Here is a 16,481-nt window from a genome sequence, read left to right on the forward strand (position 1 = left end):
AACGCTAGACGATTCCCTTTCGGCGTTCCCACACGGCGCTGCCCACGAAAATGGCGGCGCATACCCACATCACGGCCGGCAGGGCATTCACGCCCACCGATTGCATCAGGACGCCCGTCAGCAGCGGTCCGCCGCCGCTGGTCACGCCCCAGGTGGCGTTGACGATGGCGCTGGCGCTGGTCAGCGACAGACCCGTAAACCGCTCGCCGCACGCTACCAGCGCCAGCATGTAGATGCCGCCCGCCGCCGCGCCCAGCAACAACAGCAAGGTCCACCACAACCACGGCGTGCCGACGGCGAACGGCAGCAGCGGCAGCAGCAGGCAGACGGCCACGCCGCAGCCCGCATGCACCCTGACGCGGCCGAAGCGGTCGGCCATCCATCCCAGCGCGAATTGCAGGCCCGTGTCACCCACCAGCACCACGGTGGCCGACAGCAGGGCCAGGTCCGTGCCGATGCCGTGCTCCATCGCGTACAGGGGCAGCAAGCTCAATGCCAGCGTGTCGAACAGGGCGAAGAAGGCGGCGCCCAGCACGATCATCGGCATGCGCGGCAGGATCAGGGGCCATTTCACGCCGTGTTCCTCCGGTTCGCGTTCCGGGCCGCTGTTCGAGATCAGCATCAATCCCGGCACGGCCAGCAAAAACAGCAGGCCGCAGGCGGCGAAGCTCCAGCTGATCTTGTCGTTGAACAGGGCCACGAGGGCGGGGCCGATCAGCTGGAAGAAGGTAAAACTGGTGGTGTACATGGCCACCACGCGTCCCCGCGAATTGTCGGGCGCCAGGCGGTTCACCCACGCTTCGCCGATGGTAAACAGCACGCCCATGGCGCCGCCGAACAGGAAGCGCAGCACGCTCCACGCCAGCAGGTGGTCGGTGAACTGCATGGCGATCGTCGCCAGCGATGCCACCCACACGGCGCCCAGCATGGTGGCGCGCGCGCCGAAGCGTCCCACCCAGCGCGAGACGAACGGCGAGGCGGCCAGGATGCCGAGGGCGCTGACGGCCGTGATCATGCCGATGATGTCCGTGCCCACGCCGCGCTGGTGCAGTGTCAGCGCGGTGAGCGGCATGGTGGCGCCCAGGCCCAGGCCCACCACGCCGATGCTCACCACGAGGGCGAAGAAGTCGCGCCACGGCATGTGCTTCATGGTTGCTCCCATAGGGTGGAACAGGTATTTGGAAAGGCTAGAAAACGGTGTGGATGCATGGGAAAGTAAGAAGACTTTGCCGGTGGCGCTGGTATTTGGCGCCGGACGGGCATATGATGATTTTAACAAAGACAATATTGCAAAGCCGTAGTGTAGGCGATGTGTGCCGCCGCTGGCCACGGCCATCGGTGTGGTCGCCCCTGCCGGCTCTGCTGTACAGTGAAGCGAGCGGCAGCGCCGTCATGGGCTGTCATTGGATCGTCACGCCAGCGAGGTAGCACTCTATGCGCCGTCCCATCGTTCTCGTCCCCGCCTGCCAGCGCCAGCTTGGCAGCCACATCTGGCACATGGCGCAGGACAAATACCTGCACGCCGTGCTGCGCGGCGCCGGTTGCATGCCGCTGCTGCTGCCCGCCCTGGGTGCGGATGCGGACCTGGAAGCGGCGCTGCACCTCGCCGACGGCGTCATGCTGACCGGTTCCGCCTCGAACGTCGACGCGCGCCTGTATGGCGAAGACATCCTGCATCCCGACCTGCCGCAAGATCCCGCGCGCGACGCCACCACCTTGCCCCTGATCCGCGCCGCGCTGGCGCGCCAGCTGCCCCTGCTGGCCATCTGCCGCGGCTTCCAGGAAGTCAACGTGGCCCTTGGCGGCAGCCTGCACCAGGCCGTGCACGTCGTGCCGGGCATGCAGGACCACAGGGAGAATGTGCTCGATCCCCTGGCGCGCCAGTACATGCCCGCGCACCGCATCAAGCTGATGCCCGAAGGCCTGCTGTCACGCCTGCTGGGCGGCGAGAGCGAGATGATGGTCAATTCCTTGCATGGCCAGGGCGTCGCCCGGCTGGCCGATGGCTTGCTGGTGGAAGCACTGGCCGACGACGGCCTGGTGGAAGCGTATAGCGTGGCCAGTGCCGCCGGTTTTACGCTGGCCGTGCAATGGCACCCGGAATGGCAGGTGGAAGACAACCCGCAGTCGATGCGGCTATTCGGCGCCTTTGGCCAGGCGTGCCGCGATTTCCAGGAACAGCAGCACAGGAATAAAGAATGACAGGCGCGCCGCACCGGCACCATGCGGCGCTTAATCAGGAAAAGCGCAAGACCAACGAGAGGGAAACATGGCAATACGCGAAAATTTCACCTATACGGATATGGATTTGTGGCTCAATGAAAAGCGCGTCACGGAAATCGAATGCCTGGTGCCCGATTTGACGGGCGTGGCGCGGGGGAAGATCCTGCCGCGCGGGAAATTTACCCAGGAGCGCGGCATGCGCATCCCGGAAGCGGTACTGGGCATGACGGTGACGGGCAATTACCCGGTCGATGATGGCGGCTATGACCGTGCCATTTCCAGCACCGACCGCGACATGATCTTGAAGGCCGATCCCACCACCATCACCATGGTACCGTGGGCCACGGATCCCACCGCGCAAGTCATCCACGACTGCTATTTTGCCGACGGCATGCTGGTCGATTTCGCGCCGCGCTCCGTGCTGCGCCGCGTGCTGAAGCTGTATGCGGACAAGGGCTGGAAACCCGTGGTGGCGCCGGAACTGGAGTTCTACCTGACGGCGAAAAATACGGACCCGGACCTGCCCTTGAAGCCGCCCATCGGGCGCAGCGGGCGGGCCGAGACGAGCCGCCAGGTGTACAGCATCGACGCTGTCAACGAGTTCGATCCCCTGTTCGAGGATATCTACGATTACTGCGAATTGATGAACCTCGACGTCGATACCCTGATCCACGAGATCGGCGCAGGGCAGATGGAAATCAACTTCCTGCACGGCGATCCGCTGGGCCTGGCCGACAAGGTGTTTTTCTTCAAGCGCACCTTGCGCGAAGCTGCCCTGAAACACGATATGTACGCCACCTTCATGGCCAAGCCCATGGCGGGCGAACCGGGTTCCGCCATGCACGTGCACCAGAGCGTTGTCGATGCGAAGACTGGCCTGAACATTTTCAGCAACGAGGACGGTTCGGCTGCGCCCATCTTCAAGCATTACATCGCGGGCCTGCAGCGCTACATGCCATCGGCCATGGCCATCGTCGCGCCCTACGTGAATTCCTACCGCCGCATCGTGCGCCACACGGCCGCGCCCATCAACATCCAGTGGGGCCTGGATAACCGCACGGTGGGCTTCCGCGTGCCCGAATCGGGCGTGCAGGACCGGCGCGTAGAAAACCGCATCATCGGCGCCGACGCGAATCCCTACCTGGCGCTGGCCGTGACCCTGGCCTGCGGCTACCTGGGCATGACGGAACAGCTGGAAGCGACGCCGATGATGGTGGGCAGCGCGTATGACCTGAAATTCGAACTGCCGCAAGGCTTGCCGGAAGCGTTGCAGCTGCTGCGCGCGGAAGACAAGCTGCGCACGGTACTGGGCGAGCGCTTCATCGACGTGTATGCGGCCATCAAGGACCTCGAGCATCAGGAATTCATGACCGTCATCAGTCCGTGGGAGCGCGAACATCTGCTGCTGCACGTATAGGAAAGGATCGCAATGAGCACAACACACAATCCGCTGGCGCCCAGCGCCGCCCTGGTCGCCTCCGTGGCGCAGAAAAACGCGGCGCCGCAGGTGTACGACACGGCCGCCATCCAGCAGATGGACTCGGCCCACTACCTGCACCCGTTCACCGATTTCCAGGACCTCGCCAGCAAGGGGGCGCGCGTGATCGTGCGCGGCGACGGTGTCTACCTGTGGGATAGCCAGGGCAAGAAAATCGTCGATGGCATGTCGGGCCTGTGGTGCGTCAACGTGGGCTACGGCCGCACGTCGATCTCGCAAGCCGTGTACCGGCAAATGGAGACGCTGCCCTTCTATAACAGCTTCTTCGGCACGACCAATGTGCCGGCCGCGCAGCTGGCGGCCAAGCTGGCGCAGATATCGCCGCCGCAGTTCGGCCACGTGTTCTTCACCAGCTCCGGCTCCGAGGGCAACGACACGAATTTGCGCATGGTGCGCCGCTACTGGGATATCCTCGGTTGCATGGAGCGCCACACTATCATCAGCCGCCATAACGCGTATCACGGCAGCACGGTGGCTGGAGCGTCGCTGGGCGGCATGGATGGCATGCATGCGCAGGGCGGTTTGCCCATCCCTGGTATCGCGCATATCGGCCAGCCGAATTACCTGGAATCGGGTCACGGCTTGAGTCCCGAGGAATTCGGTATCAAGGCGGCCGGCTGGCTGGAAGACAAAATCCTGGAAATCGGCGCCGACAAGGTGGCCGCCTTCATCGGCGAACCGGTGCAGGGCGCCGGCGGCGTGATCATCCCGCCCTCGACCTACTGGCCCGAGATCCAGCGCATCTGCGACAAGTACGGTATTTTGCTCATCGCCGATGAAGTCATCTGCGGATTCGGCCGCCTGGGGCGCTGGTTCGGCTCCGAACTGTTCGGCATCAAGCCCGACCTGATCACCTTTGCCAAGGGTGTCACCTCGGGCTACGTGCCGCTGGGCGGCGTGCTGGTGGGCGACAGGGTCGCCAAGGTGCTGATCGAGCAGGGCGGCGAATTCACGCACGGTTTCACGTATTCCGGCCACCCCGTGGCCTGCGCGGCCGCGCTGGAAAATATCCGTATCATCGAGGAAGAGCAACTGGTGGCCAAGGTGGCCGAGGATACGGGACCGTACCTGAAACAGTGCTTCGCCAGCCTGGGCGAACATCCGCTGGTCGGTTATGCGGACAGCTGCGGCCTGGTTGCGGGCCTGAACCTGGTGCGCAAGAAGGGCGCCACCGTGCACGAGAATGAACTGTTCGACGAGAACCAGGGCGTGGGCATGATCTGCCGCGGCCACATGTTCGACAACGGCGTCATCATGCGCGCCGTGGGCGAGCGAATGATCGTCGCGCCGCCCCTGGTCATGACGCGCGCGCAGATCGACGAAATGGTGGGCTTGATACGGGTATGCCTGGACAAGACCCATGCGGACGTGCAGGCGAAGGGCTGGGTGTAGGTTTTTGCCCCATTTTGCCGCCATCTGCGCATTTTTTGGACCGCAATGGCGACAGTTCCGCTAAACTTCCATCCTGGTCGCTCTTTGTAGCGGCCAGTTTTTCATTTTGACACCCTCTTACCCAGAAGCCACCCACACATGACGATAGCAACACCCTTTGCTTCGGCCAGCGACGCCCCAGCGCCTTTTTTGCTGATTGATCAACTGGTCAAGGAATTCGATGGCGTGCGCGCCGTCAATGACATTTCCGTGACGATCAACAAGGGCGAGATCTTCGCCTTGCTGGGCAGTTCAGGTTGCGGCAAGTCGACCCTGCTGCGCATGCTGGCCGGTTTCGAGACGCCGACGTCGGGCCGCATCGCCCTGGCGGGCAGCAGCATCGTCGATGTGCCGCCGCACCAGCGCCCCATCAACATGATGTTCCAGTCGTATGCGCTGTTCCCTCATTTGTCCGTGTGGGACAACATCGCCTTCGGCCTGCGCCGCGACGGCTTGCCGAAAGCGGAAGTGACGGCGCGCGTCGAGCAGATGCTGGCGCTGGTGCAGCTGGGCCAGTACGCGAAGCGCAAGCCGCACCAGCTGTCTGGCGGCCAGCAGCAGCGCGTGGCGCTGGCGCGCAGCCTGGCCAAGCGGCCGCAATTGCTGCTGCTCGACGAGCCGTTGGGCGCCTTGGATAAAAAACTGCGCGAACGCACGCAGATGGAATTGGTGAACATCATCGAGCAGGTGGGCGTCACCTGCGTGATGGTCACGCACGACCAGGACGAGGCCATGAGCATGGCCACGCGCATCGCCGTCATGAGCGAAGGACGTATCCTGCAGGTGGGGGCGCCAGGCGAAATCTATGAAACGCCGAACTGCCGTTTCGTGGCCGACTTCATCGGCAGCGTGAATCTGTTCGATGGCCGCATCACGGAAGACGAACCGGATCACGTGATCATCGACACGCCCGATGGCCGCCAGTATGTCGCGCATGGCATCACGGGCAACCTGGGCATGGATGTCTCGGTGGCCGTGCGCCCCGAAAAAATCGGCATCCAGATCGAGCCTCCCGCCCTGGAGGAGCGCGCGTCGCCGGCCGAACATGGCTATAACTGCGCCCAGGGCGTGATCGTCGCCATGGCGTATTTTGGCAATGAAACCAGTTACCACGTGCGCCTCGACAGCGGCAGTGTGGTGAAAGTCTCGCGCACCAACGCGGCCCGCCACGATGTCTCGCGCCTCGAGCGCGAGCAGCGCGTGTGGGTCTGGTGGGATGGCGCCGACATCGTCGTGCTGACCAGCTGAGGCCATCATGACGCCTATTTTGCAATTGCTGCGCAATCTCGTCACCCTGCGCTGGATAACGGGGAAAAATGCGGGCCGCAACGTCGTCATCGCCGTGCCGTCGCTGTTCCTGGCGGCCGCCTTTCTGGTGCCCTTCCTGATCGTGCTGCGCATCAGCCTGTCCGACATGGACACAGCGGGCAGCCCGTTCGGCGGCTTGCTGTCGTATGTCGACGGCATCGTCGTGCTGAAGGTGAAAATCGCAAATTACCTGTTCATCGCCGCCGATGAACTGTATCTGCTCACCTACCTCAGCTCCATCAAGTACGCGGCCATCACCACCGCCATCTGCCTGTGCATAGGCTACCCGTTCGCCTACTTCATGGCGCGCGCCAAACCGTCGATCCGCCCCGTGCTGATGATGCTGGTGATGTTGCCGTTCTGGACCTCGTTCCTGCTGCGCGTGTATGCGTGGAAGGGCATCCTGGCCAATCACGGCTTGCTCAACGACCTGCTGATCGCGCTGGGTGTGGTGAGCGAACCGCTGCACATGATGAATACCTCGTTTTCCCTGGTGGTCGGCATGGTGTACGCCTATCTGCCCTTCATGATTTTGCCCCTGTACGCCAATCTGGTGAAAATGGACATGCGCTACCTGGAAGCGGCGGCCGACCTGGGCGCCACGCCATTGCAGGCGTTCTGGCGCATCACGGTGCCGCTGTCGAAGTCGGGCATCATCGCCGGCGCCATGCTGGTGTTCATCCCGTCCGTGGGCGAATACGTGATTCCCGAGCTGCTGGGCGGCCCGGAAACCCTGATGATCGGCAGGGTGCTGTGGGATGAGTACTTCACCAATAACGACTGGGCCATGGCTTCGTCGGTAACGGTGCTGGTGATCCTGCTGATCCTTGTGCCGATGGCCATTTTTAACAAATACAAGACGGACCAGGACGCGGAGGAGCGCACATGAACGGACGTAATTTCCTGCAGCGCTGGTTCGGGCGCGGCTGGCTCTCGCTGGGCTATCTGTTCCTGTACCTGCCCATCATCGTGCTGATCGTCTTTTCGTTCAACAGCTCGCGCCAGGACATGGTGTGGAGCGGCTTCTCGCTGCGCTGGTATAGCGAGCTGATGAGCGACATGGAAATCATCGCGGGTTTCGGTTTGTCCTTGAAGATCGCCTTCATGTCGGCGACATCTTCCGTCATCCTCGGCACGTTCGCCGCCTTCGCCTTGACCAGCTATCAGCGCTTCCGTGGCCGCACCGTGTTTTCCGCCATGGTCAGCGCGCCGCTGGTGATGCCGGAAGTGATCATTGGCTTATCCCTGCTGCTGATGCTGGTGTCCATGCAAAAGGTCTTCGGTTTCCCCGAGCGGGGCGTGCTGACCATCTGGCTGGGCCACACCCTGCTGGGCATGGCGTATGCTGCCGTGGTGGTGCAGTCGCGCCTGCAGGAAATGAGCAAGTCGCTGGCCGAGGCGGCCATGGACCTGGGCTGCCGCGCGCACCAGGTGTTCTTCCTCGTGACCCTGCCGAACATCACGCAAGCCCTGGCATCGGCCTGGCTGCTGACATTTACCCTGTCGCTCGATGACGTGGTGCTGTCAGCCTTTTTGTCCGGCCCCGGCTCGACGACGATGCCGCTGGTGATCTTCTCGCGCGCGCGTCTGGGGCTCGATCCGCGCGTCAACGCCATCGCCGCGCTGACGATACTCGTCGTGACACTCGCCGTGATCGCGTATGCCGTGATGCTGGCGCGCGCTGACCGGAGACGTCGCAAGCAACTGTCTGCGGCGTATTCGGCGGACTAGGAGTAAGCTGGCGTTTTCATCTTGCAGGAGACGACCATGACGGAAAACACCAGCTGGCACGCACGTGCCGCAGCGCTCGAGATCGATGGACGCGCCTTCATCAATGGCGAGCGGGTCGCGGCCAGGTCCGGCCAGACCTTCGACAATTTGTCGCCCATCGATGGGCGTTTGCTGGGGCAGGTGGCGCGTTGCGATGGCGCGGACGTGGATGCGGCCGTGCAGGCCGCGCGTGCCGCTTTTGACGACCGCCGCTGGGCAGGGAAATCGCCCGCGCAGCGCAAGCGCGTGCTGATCAAGTTCGCCGAGCTGGTGCAGAAATACGGTCCCGAACTGGCCCTGCTCGAAACCCTGGACATGGGTAAGCCGATCAAATACAGCCAGAGCGTGGACGTGGGCGCCACGGCCAACTGCCTGCGCTGGTATGGCGAGGCGATCGACAAGGTCTACGATGAAATCGCCCCCACCCCTGCCGACAGCCTGGCCCTGATCACGCGCGAACCGGTGGGTGTCGTCGCCGCCATCGTGCCGTGGAACTACCCGATGATCATGGCCGCCTGGAAGATCGCGCCCGCCCTCGCCGCCGGCAACAGCGTGATCTTGAAACCGTCCGAAAAATCGCCGCTGACGGCCCTGCGCCTGGCCGACATCGCGCTCGAAGCCGGCGTGCCGGCAGGCGTCTTCAATGTGCTGCCCGGCTATGGCCACGAGGCGGGCGCCGCACTGGCCCTGCACATGGATGTCGATTGCATCGGCTTTACGGGTTCCACGCGCACGGGCAAATTGATCGTGCAGATGGCGGGCCAGTCGAATCTGAAACGGGCGTGGACGGAATTGGGCGGCAAGTCCGCCAACATCGTTTGCGCCGATTGCCCTGACCTGGACAAGGCCGTGGCGGCCGCCGTCGGTTCCATCTTTTTCAACCAGGGCGAAAGCTGCAATGCGCCCTCGCGTTTGTTCGTGGAAGAATCGATCAGGGACGAATTCCTGGCCAAGGCATTGGCCATGCTGCCCCGCTTTCAGCCGGGCGACCCGCTCGACGAAGCCACCGTCATGGGGGCCATCGTCGACGCCACGCAGATGAAGACCGTGATGGACTATATCGCTTCCGGCAAGCAGGAAGGCGCGCAGCTGCTGGGCGGCGGCGAGGCCGTGCTTCTTGATACGGGTGGCTATTACGTGCAACCCACCGTCTTCGGCGTGGACGCCGGCATGACGATCGCGCGCGAAGAGATATTCGGGCCCGTCTTGTCCGTGCTGGGCTTTACGGATATTGCCGAGGCGGTGAAACAGGCCAACGCCACGCCGTACGGCTTGCAGGCGGCCGTGTGGACATCCGACATCACCAAGGCCATCCAGACGGCGCGCGCCCTGCGCGCGGGCACCGTGCATGTCAATCAGTACGATGGCGACGACATCACCGTGCCGTTCGGCGGCTACAAGCAGTCGGGCAACGGGCGCGACAAGTCGCTGCACGCGCTGGACAAGTACACGGAGTTGAAGACGACGTGGATACAGGTGGGGTAAAGCGAAGCGCTGTCGGCCTGGCGCGCAGCGCGCAGGCCGACAGGCGGAATGACATCAGAAGCAGTGTTCCAGCGCCGGGAAGCTGCCATCCTTGACGGCTTTGACATAGCCGATGACGGCGTCGTCGATGCTGGCCGCGCCTTCCATGAAGTTGCGCACGAAGCGTGCCTTGCGGCCTGGGAAGACGCCCAGCATGTCGTGCATGACGAGGACCTGGCCCGAGCAATCGGGACCGGCGCCGATGCCGATCGTGGGGATCGTCAGCATCTCGGTCACTTCCTTGCCCAGTTGCGACGGCATCGCTTCCATCAGCACGATGGCGGCGCCCGCGTTTTGCAGCGTCAGCGCGTCGTTCTTCAGCTCCGTGGCGCTTTCCGTGCTCTTGCCCTGCACTTTATAGCCGCCCAGCTGGTGCACGAATTGCGGCGTCAGGCCGATGTGGGCGCAGATGGGGATGCCGCGCTCGGTGAGGAAACGGACGATCTCGGCCAGCCAGGCGCCGCCCTCGATCTTGATCATGTGCGCGCCAGCCTGCATCAGGATGACGGCGTTGGCATAGGCTGTCTCGGGCGTGCCGTATGCGCCGAACGGCAGGTCGGCGAGGATCATGGCGGACTTGCTGCCGCGCGCGACGGAAGCCGTGTGGTAGGCCAGTTCGGCCACGGTGACGGGCAGGGTGGAGCTGTGGCCATTGCAGACCATGCCGAGCGAATCGCCGATCAGCAGAATTTCCACGCCGCAGCGGTCCATCAGGGACGCGAAGCTGGCGTCATAGCAGGTCAGCATGGTGATCTTCTCGCCGGCGGCGCGCAGCGTGGCCAGCGTATGGATGGTCACGGCCTTGTTGGCGACAGGCTTGGATGGCGCCGGCGCCGGTGTGGCGGCCTTGTCTTTGGCGGCCAGATCTGTTCCTTGCAAATAAGCGGACATAGGTATTCTCTAGAGTGAAAGGGGGTGATGCGATTGCGACGCCGCTAGTGTAGTACTTTATGCGGCGAGCTGCAGGAGCGGCATTGTAGAGGATGGGAGCGAGATGGATCAGAGCCGGGGTCAGAGCTGGCTGATGGTCTGGTCGGCCACGCTTGCCAGGTAGTCCTGCGCCGGGCCCAGGCCGGGCACGACGATGGCTGGCGCCAGGGCCAGCAGCGGCACCAGCACGAAGGCGCGCTCGGTGATGCGCGGATGCGGCACCGTCAGGGTGGCGCTGGCGATCCGTGCATCGCCATACAGCAGCAGGTCCAAGTCCAGGGTGCGTGGGGCGTTGCGGTAGGGCCGTTCGCGCCCGTGCGCCGCTTCGATGGCGTGCAGGGCCAGCAGCAGTTCCTCTGCCGGCACGGTGGTCGCGATGCGCGCCACGGCGTTGATGTAGTCGTCGCCGCTCGAATCGATGGGCGCCGTGCGGTAGCTGGCCGAGGCGTCCAGCAAACTGGCGCCGGGCAGGCGCGCCAGGCGCGCAAGCGCATCCTGCACATTGGCGCGCGCGTCGCCCAGGTTGGCCCCGATGCCGATATAAGCGATAACTTCCGTTGCTGTCTGCATGGCTGCGTTTACTCGCCGCTGGTGCTGCCGGTGGTCGAGCCGCCCGTGCCCGTCTTGCTGCGCGTGCTGCGGCGTGGCGGACGTTTCTTCTTGACGGCGCCCGGCGCGGCATTGGCGCTGACGAGCAGCGCTTCGCGCGTTTCCTCGTCGCCTTCGTAGAAGGCCGTCCACCATTCGCCGATGTCCATGTCGATCTCGCCCGAGGCGCAGCGCAGTAGCAGGAAGTCGTAGCCGGCGCGGAAGCGCAGGTGTTCCAGCAGCTTGTACGGGGCCTTGCCGACCCTGCGCTCGAAGCGCGGCTGCATCGACCAGATGTCGCGCATGTCGGAACCGATCTTGCGCTGCAAGGCCAGTTTTTCCGTTTGCGAATCGAGCACGTCGTCGGCCGCCAGGTGCAGCGCGGGGATGGTCGACTCGCCGGCGGCGCGGTAGGCCGTCCATTTTTCCAGCACCTGGTGCCACAGTAGCGAGGCAAACAGGAAGCCCGGCGAGACGGTCTTGCCGGCGGCGATGCGGGCGTCCGTGGCGTCCAGCGCCAGGGTGACGAATTTCGCGCCCAGCGGCTGCTCCAGCACCACGTCGAGCAGGGGCAGCAGGCCGTGATGCAAGCCTTCCTTACGCAGTTGCTGCAGGCAGGCCAGCGCGTGGCCGCTCATCAGCAGTTTCAGCATCTCGTCGAACACGCGCGGCGCGGGCACATTGTTGATCAGCGGAGCCATGATGGGAATCGGCGCGGCCGTATGCGGCTCGATGGTGAACTTCAGTTTGGCGGCGAAGCGCACCACGCGCAGCATGCGCACGGGGTCTTCGCGGTAGCGCTCTTCCGGTTTGCCGATCATGCGCAAGGTCTTGGCGCGGATGTCTTCCACGCCGCCGTGGTAGTCCAGCACTTCCTGCGTGGCCGGGTTGTAATACATGGCGTTGATGGTGAAGTCGCGGCGCAGCGCGTCTTCGTGCTGCAAACCGAAGGTATTGTCGCGCAGGACGCGGCCGTGTTCATCCTTGGGCGCGGAATCGGCGCCGGCGCCGCGGAAGGTCGTCACTTCCAGCAAATCCTGGCCGAACATCACGTGCACGATCTGGAAGCGCTTGCCGATGATGAAGGCGCGGCGGAACAATCGCTTGACCTGTTCCGGCGTGGCGTTGGTGGCGATGTCGAAGTCCTTGGGTTTGACGCCCAGCAGCAGGTCGCGCACGGCGCCGCCGACGACAAAGGCCTCAAAACCCGCTTCCTGCAGGCTGCTGGTGACGCGGATGGCATTCGACGACACCAGTTTCGGGTCGATTCCGTGTTGCGCAGGACCGAGCACGATGGGTGCCGTGGTGTCGCGCGCTGCCTCTTTTTTAACGCCGAGGATCTTGCGGATGAATTTTTTAATCATTGAATAAGTGGAGTGATGGCCAGCCGTGGAGGGATGCGTGTGCGCTCAAAGCGGTATTGGGATTGGTCGCGACCGGGTGGGTCACGACCGACAGCAAGGGAATGTCGTTGTGCGAATCGCTGTAAAAATAGCTGCGCTCGAACTGCCCCAGTTCCTTGCCCATTTTTTCCAGCCAGGCATGGGTGTGGGTCAGCTTGCCCGCGCCCAGGGTCGGCGTGCCCACCAGCTTACCCGTGACATTGCCTTTGTCGTCATACTCGGGCATGGCGGCCAGCAGGTGTTCGACGCCCAGCGCATCGGCGATGGGTTTGGTGATGAAATGGTTGGTGGCCGTGACGATGGCCAGCAGGTCGCCCGCGTCCTGGTGCTGTTTCAGCAAGGCCACGACTTCTGGGCGGATGGCTGGCATGACCACTTCGGCCATGAATTGCTTGTGCAGCGCCTCCAGGCGTTCGCGCGGAAACTGCGCCAGGGTGCCCAGGGAAAATTCCAGGTATTCCACCGGATCGAGCGTGCCGGCCTGGTATTGCGCGAAAAATTCGTCGTTGCGGCGGGTGAATTCGGCGGCGTCCACGGCACCGATGCGTACCAGGAATTCGCCCCACTCGTGATCCGAGTCGATGGGCAGCAGGGTGTGGTCGAGGTCAAACAGGGCCAGATTCATCATTCTTTCGCTTCCGCCTGCAGCAACTCGCGCAACAATGGCAAGGTGATCGGGCGTTGGGTTTCAAGGGAGTAGAGGTCGAGAGAGTCCAGCATCGTCGACAGCGAACGCATGTCGCGCCGGAAATGGGACAGCAGATAGGGTAACACGCCGGGCGACAAGGTCAAGCCACGGGTGGTGGCCGCCTGGGTCAGGGCGGCGATTTTTTCATCGTCGGTCAAGCCGTGAATTTGATAGATCAGGCCCCAGCCCATGCGTGTGCGCAAGTCTTCGCGCACGGGCAGCACGGCCGGCGGCACGGCGCCGCTGCATACCATGAAGGCCTTGTTGGCGCGGATTTCATTGAACAGGGCAAAGGCATCGATCTGCGCCAGCGGCGACAGCTTTTCGCAGTCGTCGAGCAGGTACAGGTCGACGTCGGGCGAATACACGAACTCGGACTCGATCGAGAATGGCGAAATGTAGCGCGCGCGCTCGGTGCTGGCCAGGGCCTTGAGCAGGTGGCTCTTGCCGGCGGCCAGTTCGCCCCACAGGTAGGCAAAATGTTCGCGCGAAGTGCGCGCGGCGAACTGGCGCATCAGCTGCGCCACTTCGGCATTCTGTCCCACCTCGAAGGTATCGAGGCTGTGCGCCTGGTCTGTGCCTAAATCGAGCACCAGTTGTTTCATGGCGTACGCCTTGTCCTGTTTTTCATTACTGCTTGTGCATCATTGGTATTGCCAGGTTGATATGATATCCGCTTTTATTATGCATTATAGAAGGTGCTGGACAGGTAGTGGCGTCTTAGATGCTTAAAAGCGACCATCAACACGGCAGAAGCGGGTAAAGCGAGCAGTACGCCGACGAAACCAAACAGTTGCCCGAAAGCCAATAAGGCGAAGATCACGGCCAGCGGGTTCAGGCCGATGCGCTCGCCCACCAGGCGCGGCGTGAGGAAAAAGCCTTCGATGACCTGGCCGCAGCCGTAGATGACGGCCACGGCGATCACGCCGCTCCAGTCGGCAAACTGCAGCAGGGCTGCAATCAGCGCCAGCATCAGGCCCAGGCCGAAGCCCAGGTAGGGGATGAACACCAGCAAGCCCGTGATGATGCCCACAGGCAATGCCACTTCGAAGCCGGCGATGGCCAGCGCCACCGAGTAGTACGTGGCCAGCACCAGCATGACGAGCAACTGGCCGCGCAGGTATTGCGCCAGCAGGGTGTCGACTTCCTGCGCCATGCCTACCGTGCGGCCGACCCAGCGGCGCGGCACGGCGGCGGCGATGCGCGCCAGCATGGGATGCCAGTCCAGCAACAGGTAGAACAGCACGACGGGAATCAGCACCACGGTGGCCAGCCAGCCCAGCACGGCCGTGCCGCCGATACGGGCCGAGGCCAATACCGTGCTCCAGATTTCGTCGCCGCTGGTGGCCATCTGCTGGCTCAGCATGCGCTTGATGCCCGTGCCGTCCAGGCGCACGCGGATGCCCAGGTCGCGCAGTTTCGGCGCCAGGAACTCGTTGGCCTTGCTGAGAAATTGGGGAATCTGCGCCTGCAGCAAGGGAATTTCCTTCTGCAGTACGGGCACGACGATCAGTACCAGCGCCGTAATGGCGAGGAAAAACAACACTACGACGACCAGCACGGCCAGCGGACGGGGCAGGTAAAAGCGCTTGTAGTGCAGGCGTTGCAATCGGTCCACGCCGGGATTGAGCACGTAGGCGAGGATGGCGGCGGCCAGGAAGGGCGTCAGGATGGGGCCCAGGCTGACGAGCAGCAGCAGGAATGCCAGCCAGACCGCGATCCAAAATGCTGTTTGCTTCTGTTCGGCGGTGATGGCGAATGGCATGGAGTTTGTACTGTTGCGTTAAAAAAAGGCAGTTAATTACGAAATGGCGGGGCAGTTTGATAAAATAGCGACTTGATCGACCGAATTCACCCGCTGGCGCCCTGCCGCACGATGTTGAAAAACATGCTTGCGCGCGCGTGCCGGCGGGTATCCGCCTTCTATTTTACCGCCTCCGCTGCCACCACACCATGAACCAGACTTCTAATGTTTCCCTTTCCTACCGTGACGCTGGCGTCGATATCGACGCAGGCGACGCTTTAGTCGAAGCAATCAAGCCGTTTGCCAAGCGCACCCTGCGCGAAGGCGTGATGGGCGGCCTGGGCGGTTTTGGCGCCATGTTTGAAATCAGCAAGAAGTACAAGGAACCGGTGCTCGTCTCGGGCACCGACGGCGTGGGCACGAAATTGCGCCTGGCGTTCGAACTGAACCGTCATGACATGGTCGGCATCGACCTGGTCGCCATGAGCGTCAACGATATCCTGGTGCAAGGCGCCGAACCGCTGTTCTTCCTCGATTACTTCGCTTGCGGCAAGCTGGACGTGGCCATCGCCACCGACGTCATCAAGGGCATCGCCCAGGGTTGCGAACAAGCGGGTTGCGCACTGATCGGCGGCGAAACGGCGGAAATGCCGAGCATGTACCCGGCCGGCGAATACGACCTGGCAGGTTTTGCCGTCGGCGCCGTGGAAAAATCGAAAATCATCGACGGCACCAAGATCGCCCCGGGCGACGTGGTGCTGGGTCTGGCTTCGTCGGGCGTGCACTCGAATGGTTACTCGCTGGTGCGCAAGATTATCGAAGTGGCAAAACCGGACCTGGAAGGCGACTTCCACGGCCGCAAGCTGGCCGACGTGCTGATGCAGCCGACGCGCATCTACGTCAAGCCATTGCTGGCGCTGATGGATGCCATGGAAGTCAAGGGCATGGTGCACATCACCGGTGGCGGCCTGGTGGAAAACATCCCGCGCGTGCTGCAGCCTGGCCTGGTGGCCGAGCTGGACTCGAAGGCATGGACCATGCCACCGCTGTTCACGTGGCTGCAACAGCATGGCGGCGTGGCTGACGCCGAAATGCACCGCGTCTTCAACTGCGGCATCGGCATGACCGTCATCGTCTCGCAGGAAAACGCGGACGCCGCCATCGCCCAGCTGCAAGCTGCCGGCGAAACCGTCTCGCGCATCGGCACCATCCGTGCCCGCGTGGGCGACGAGCATCAAACCATCGTTATCTGATCGCACCTGACCAAACCTACTGCGCGCCGCGCTTTGCGGCCTGCGATGCTCACCGTACTAGAGTACGGTTGCGCTTCTTAGCCACAAATCACTGGCGCTCGCTACGGTTTTGTCAGGCGCT

The 16,481-nt window shown here is 63.2% G+C and carries 15 protein-coding genes; 8 read left to right on the top strand and 7 right to left on the bottom strand.

The genetic code is table 11. The features are described from left to right. Positions 1-4 precede the first annotated feature (4 nt). Positions 5-1,150 (bottom strand): MFS transporter, encoded by a 1,146-nt coding sequence (locus O3301_RS20080; RefSeq protein ID WP_305057295.1) that lies wholly within the window; start codon positions 1,148-1,150, stop codon positions 5-7. Between the two features lie 284 nt (positions 1,151-1,434). Here O3301_RS20080 and O3301_RS20085 point away from each other — a divergent pair, with 284 nt between their 5' ends. The 7 genes from O3301_RS20085 (at position 1,435) to O3301_RS20115 (ending at position 9,715) form a co-directional block, all read left to right on the top strand. Continuing rightward, the gene (locus O3301_RS20085; RefSeq protein WP_305057296.1) at positions 1,435-2,202 is read left to right on the top strand and encodes a gamma-glutamyl-gamma-aminobutyrate hydrolase family protein; all 768 of its coding nucleotides are present in this window, start codon (positions 1,435-1,437) and stop codon (positions 2,200-2,202) included. A 67-nt stretch (positions 2,203-2,269) separates the two neighbouring features. Further along, positions 2,270-3,640, top strand: a complete 1,371-nt coding sequence (locus O3301_RS20090; protein WP_152284186.1) for a glutamine synthetase family protein — start codon at positions 2,270-2,272, stop codon at positions 3,638-3,640. 12 nt (positions 3,641-3,652) lie between these two features. After that, complete coding sequence (locus tag O3301_RS20095; protein WP_305057297.1) at positions 3,653-5,113, top strand: aspartate aminotransferase family protein; 1,461 nt, start codon at positions 3,653-3,655, stop codon at positions 5,111-5,113. A 138-nt stretch (positions 5,114-5,251) separates the two neighbouring features. After that, the gene (locus O3301_RS20100) at positions 5,252-6,400 is read left to right on the top strand and encodes an ABC transporter ATP-binding protein (protein WP_289917610.1); all 1,149 of its coding nucleotides are present in this window, start codon (positions 5,252-5,254) and stop codon (positions 6,398-6,400) included. A gap of 7 nt (positions 6,401-6,407) precedes the next feature. After that, positions 6,408-7,349: an ABC transporter permease subunit gene (locus tag O3301_RS20105; RefSeq protein WP_289903298.1), complete on the top strand. Its 942-nt coding sequence runs from the start codon at positions 6,408-6,410 to the stop codon at positions 7,347-7,349. Next, the gene (locus O3301_RS20110; protein WP_289917609.1) at positions 7,346-8,191 is read left to right on the top strand and encodes an ABC transporter permease; all 846 of its coding nucleotides are present in this window, start codon (positions 7,346-7,348) and stop codon (positions 8,189-8,191) included. Before O3301_RS20105 ends, O3301_RS20110 begins: the two co-directional genes overlap by 4 nt. Positions 8,192-8,227: 36 nt before the next feature. Further along, a complete protein-coding gene (locus O3301_RS20115) occupies positions 8,228-9,715 on the top strand; it encodes an aldehyde dehydrogenase (protein ID WP_305057298.1) in 1,488 nt (495 codons plus the stop codon). Between the two features lie 54 nt (positions 9,716-9,769). Here the strand turns inward: O3301_RS20115 and panB are convergent, their stop codons facing one another. The 6 genes from panB to O3301_RS20145 form a co-directional block, all read right to left on the bottom strand. Beyond that, a complete protein-coding gene (gene panB, locus O3301_RS20120; protein ID WP_305057299.1) occupies positions 9,770-10,645 on the bottom strand; it encodes a 3-methyl-2-oxobutanoate hydroxymethyltransferase in 876 nt (291 codons plus the stop codon). Between the two features lie 120 nt (positions 10,646-10,765). Beyond that, positions 10,766-11,254 carry a 2-amino-4-hydroxy-6-hydroxymethyldihydropteridine diphosphokinase gene (gene folK / locus O3301_RS20125; RefSeq protein ID WP_305057300.1) on the bottom strand — a complete coding sequence of 163 codons (489 nt, stop codon included), beginning with the start codon at positions 11,252-11,254 and terminating at the stop codon, positions 10,766-10,768. Between the two features lie 8 nt (positions 11,255-11,262). Further along, the gene (pcnB, locus tag O3301_RS20130; protein WP_305057301.1) at positions 11,263-12,636 is read right to left on the bottom strand and encodes a polynucleotide adenylyltransferase PcnB; all 1,374 of its coding nucleotides are present in this window, start codon (positions 12,634-12,636) and stop codon (positions 11,263-11,265) included. Beyond that, positions 12,629-13,300, bottom strand: coding sequence for an HAD family phosphatase (locus O3301_RS20135; RefSeq protein WP_099668341.1), 672 nt, complete (start codon positions 13,298-13,300; stop codon positions 12,629-12,631). Before O3301_RS20135 ends, pcnB begins: the two co-directional genes overlap by 8 nt. Beyond that, entirely contained in the window at positions 13,300-13,968 is a 669-nt protein-coding gene (gene hda / locus O3301_RS20140; RefSeq protein ID WP_058048421.1) for a DnaA regulatory inactivator Hda, read from the bottom strand. The genes O3301_RS20135 and hda overlap by 1 nt, the downstream gene beginning before the upstream one ends. A 77-nt stretch (positions 13,969-14,045) precedes the next feature. Beyond that, complete coding sequence (locus O3301_RS20145; RefSeq protein WP_305057302.1) at positions 14,046-15,128, bottom strand: AI-2E family transporter; 1,083 nt, start codon at positions 15,126-15,128, stop codon at positions 14,046-14,048. A 188-nt stretch (positions 15,129-15,316) separates the two neighbouring features. Between O3301_RS20145 and purM the strand changes: the two genes are divergently transcribed. Beyond that, entirely contained in the window at positions 15,317-16,360 is a 1,044-nt protein-coding gene (gene purM / locus O3301_RS20150; protein ID WP_305057303.1) for a phosphoribosylformylglycinamidine cyclo-ligase, read from the top strand. Positions 16,361-16,481: the final 121 nt, after the last annotated feature.

This window comes from Janthinobacterium sp. SUN211, assembly GCF_030587315.1.
In the GTDB taxonomy this organism is placed as follows: Bacteria; Pseudomonadota; Gammaproteobacteria; order Burkholderiales; family Burkholderiaceae_D; genus Janthinobacterium; species Janthinobacterium kumbetense.

Excerpts from the sequence above, each read along its gene's own strand:
- hda (WP_058048421.1), bottom strand. The coding sequence starts at position 13,968 with ATGAAACAACTGGTGCTCGATTTAGGCACAGACCAGGCGCACAGCCTC.
- panB (WP_305057299.1), bottom strand. The coding sequence starts at position 10,645 with ATGTCCGCTTATTTGCAAGGAACAGATCTGGCCGCCAAAGACAAGGCC.
- O3301_RS20110 (WP_289917609.1), top strand. The coding sequence starts at position 7,346 with ATGAACGGACGTAATTTCCTGCAGCGCTGGTTCGGGCGCGGCTGGCTC.
- O3301_RS20145 (WP_305057302.1), bottom strand. The coding sequence starts at position 15,128 with ATGCCATTCGCCATCACCGCCGAACAGAAGCAAACAGCATTTTGGATC.
- O3301_RS20105 (WP_289903298.1), top strand. The coding sequence starts at position 6,408 with ATGACGCCTATTTTGCAATTGCTGCGCAATCTCGTCACCCTGCGCTGG.
- O3301_RS20085 (WP_305057296.1), top strand. The coding sequence starts at position 1,435 with ATGCGCCGTCCCATCGTTCTCGTCCCCGCCTGCCAGCGCCAGCTTGGC.
- folK (WP_305057300.1), bottom strand. The coding sequence starts at position 11,254 with ATGCAGACAGCAACGGAAGTTATCGCTTATATCGGCATCGGGGCCAAC.
- O3301_RS20090 (WP_152284186.1), top strand. The coding sequence starts at position 2,270 with ATGGCAATACGCGAAAATTTCACCTATACGGATATGGATTTGTGGCTC.
- pcnB (WP_305057301.1), bottom strand. The coding sequence starts at position 12,636 with ATGATTAAAAAATTCATCCGCAAGATCCTCGGCGTTAAAAAAGAGGCA.
- O3301_RS20100 (WP_289917610.1), top strand. The coding sequence starts at position 5,252 with ATGACGATAGCAACACCCTTTGCTTCGGCCAGCGACGCCCCAGCGCCT.
- O3301_RS20135 (WP_099668341.1), bottom strand. The coding sequence starts at position 13,300 with ATGAATCTGGCCCTGTTTGACCTCGACCACACCCTGCTGCCCATCGAC.
- O3301_RS20080 (WP_305057295.1), bottom strand. The coding sequence starts at position 1,150 with ATGAAGCACATGCCGTGGCGCGACTTCTTCGCCCTCGTGGTGAGCATC.
- O3301_RS20095 (WP_305057297.1), top strand. The coding sequence starts at position 3,653 with ATGAGCACAACACACAATCCGCTGGCGCCCAGCGCCGCCCTGGTCGCC.
- O3301_RS20115 (WP_305057298.1), top strand. The coding sequence starts at position 8,228 with ATGACGGAAAACACCAGCTGGCACGCACGTGCCGCAGCGCTCGAGATC.
- purM (WP_305057303.1), top strand. The coding sequence starts at position 15,317 with ATGAACCAGACTTCTAATGTTTCCCTTTCCTACCGTGACGCTGGCGTC.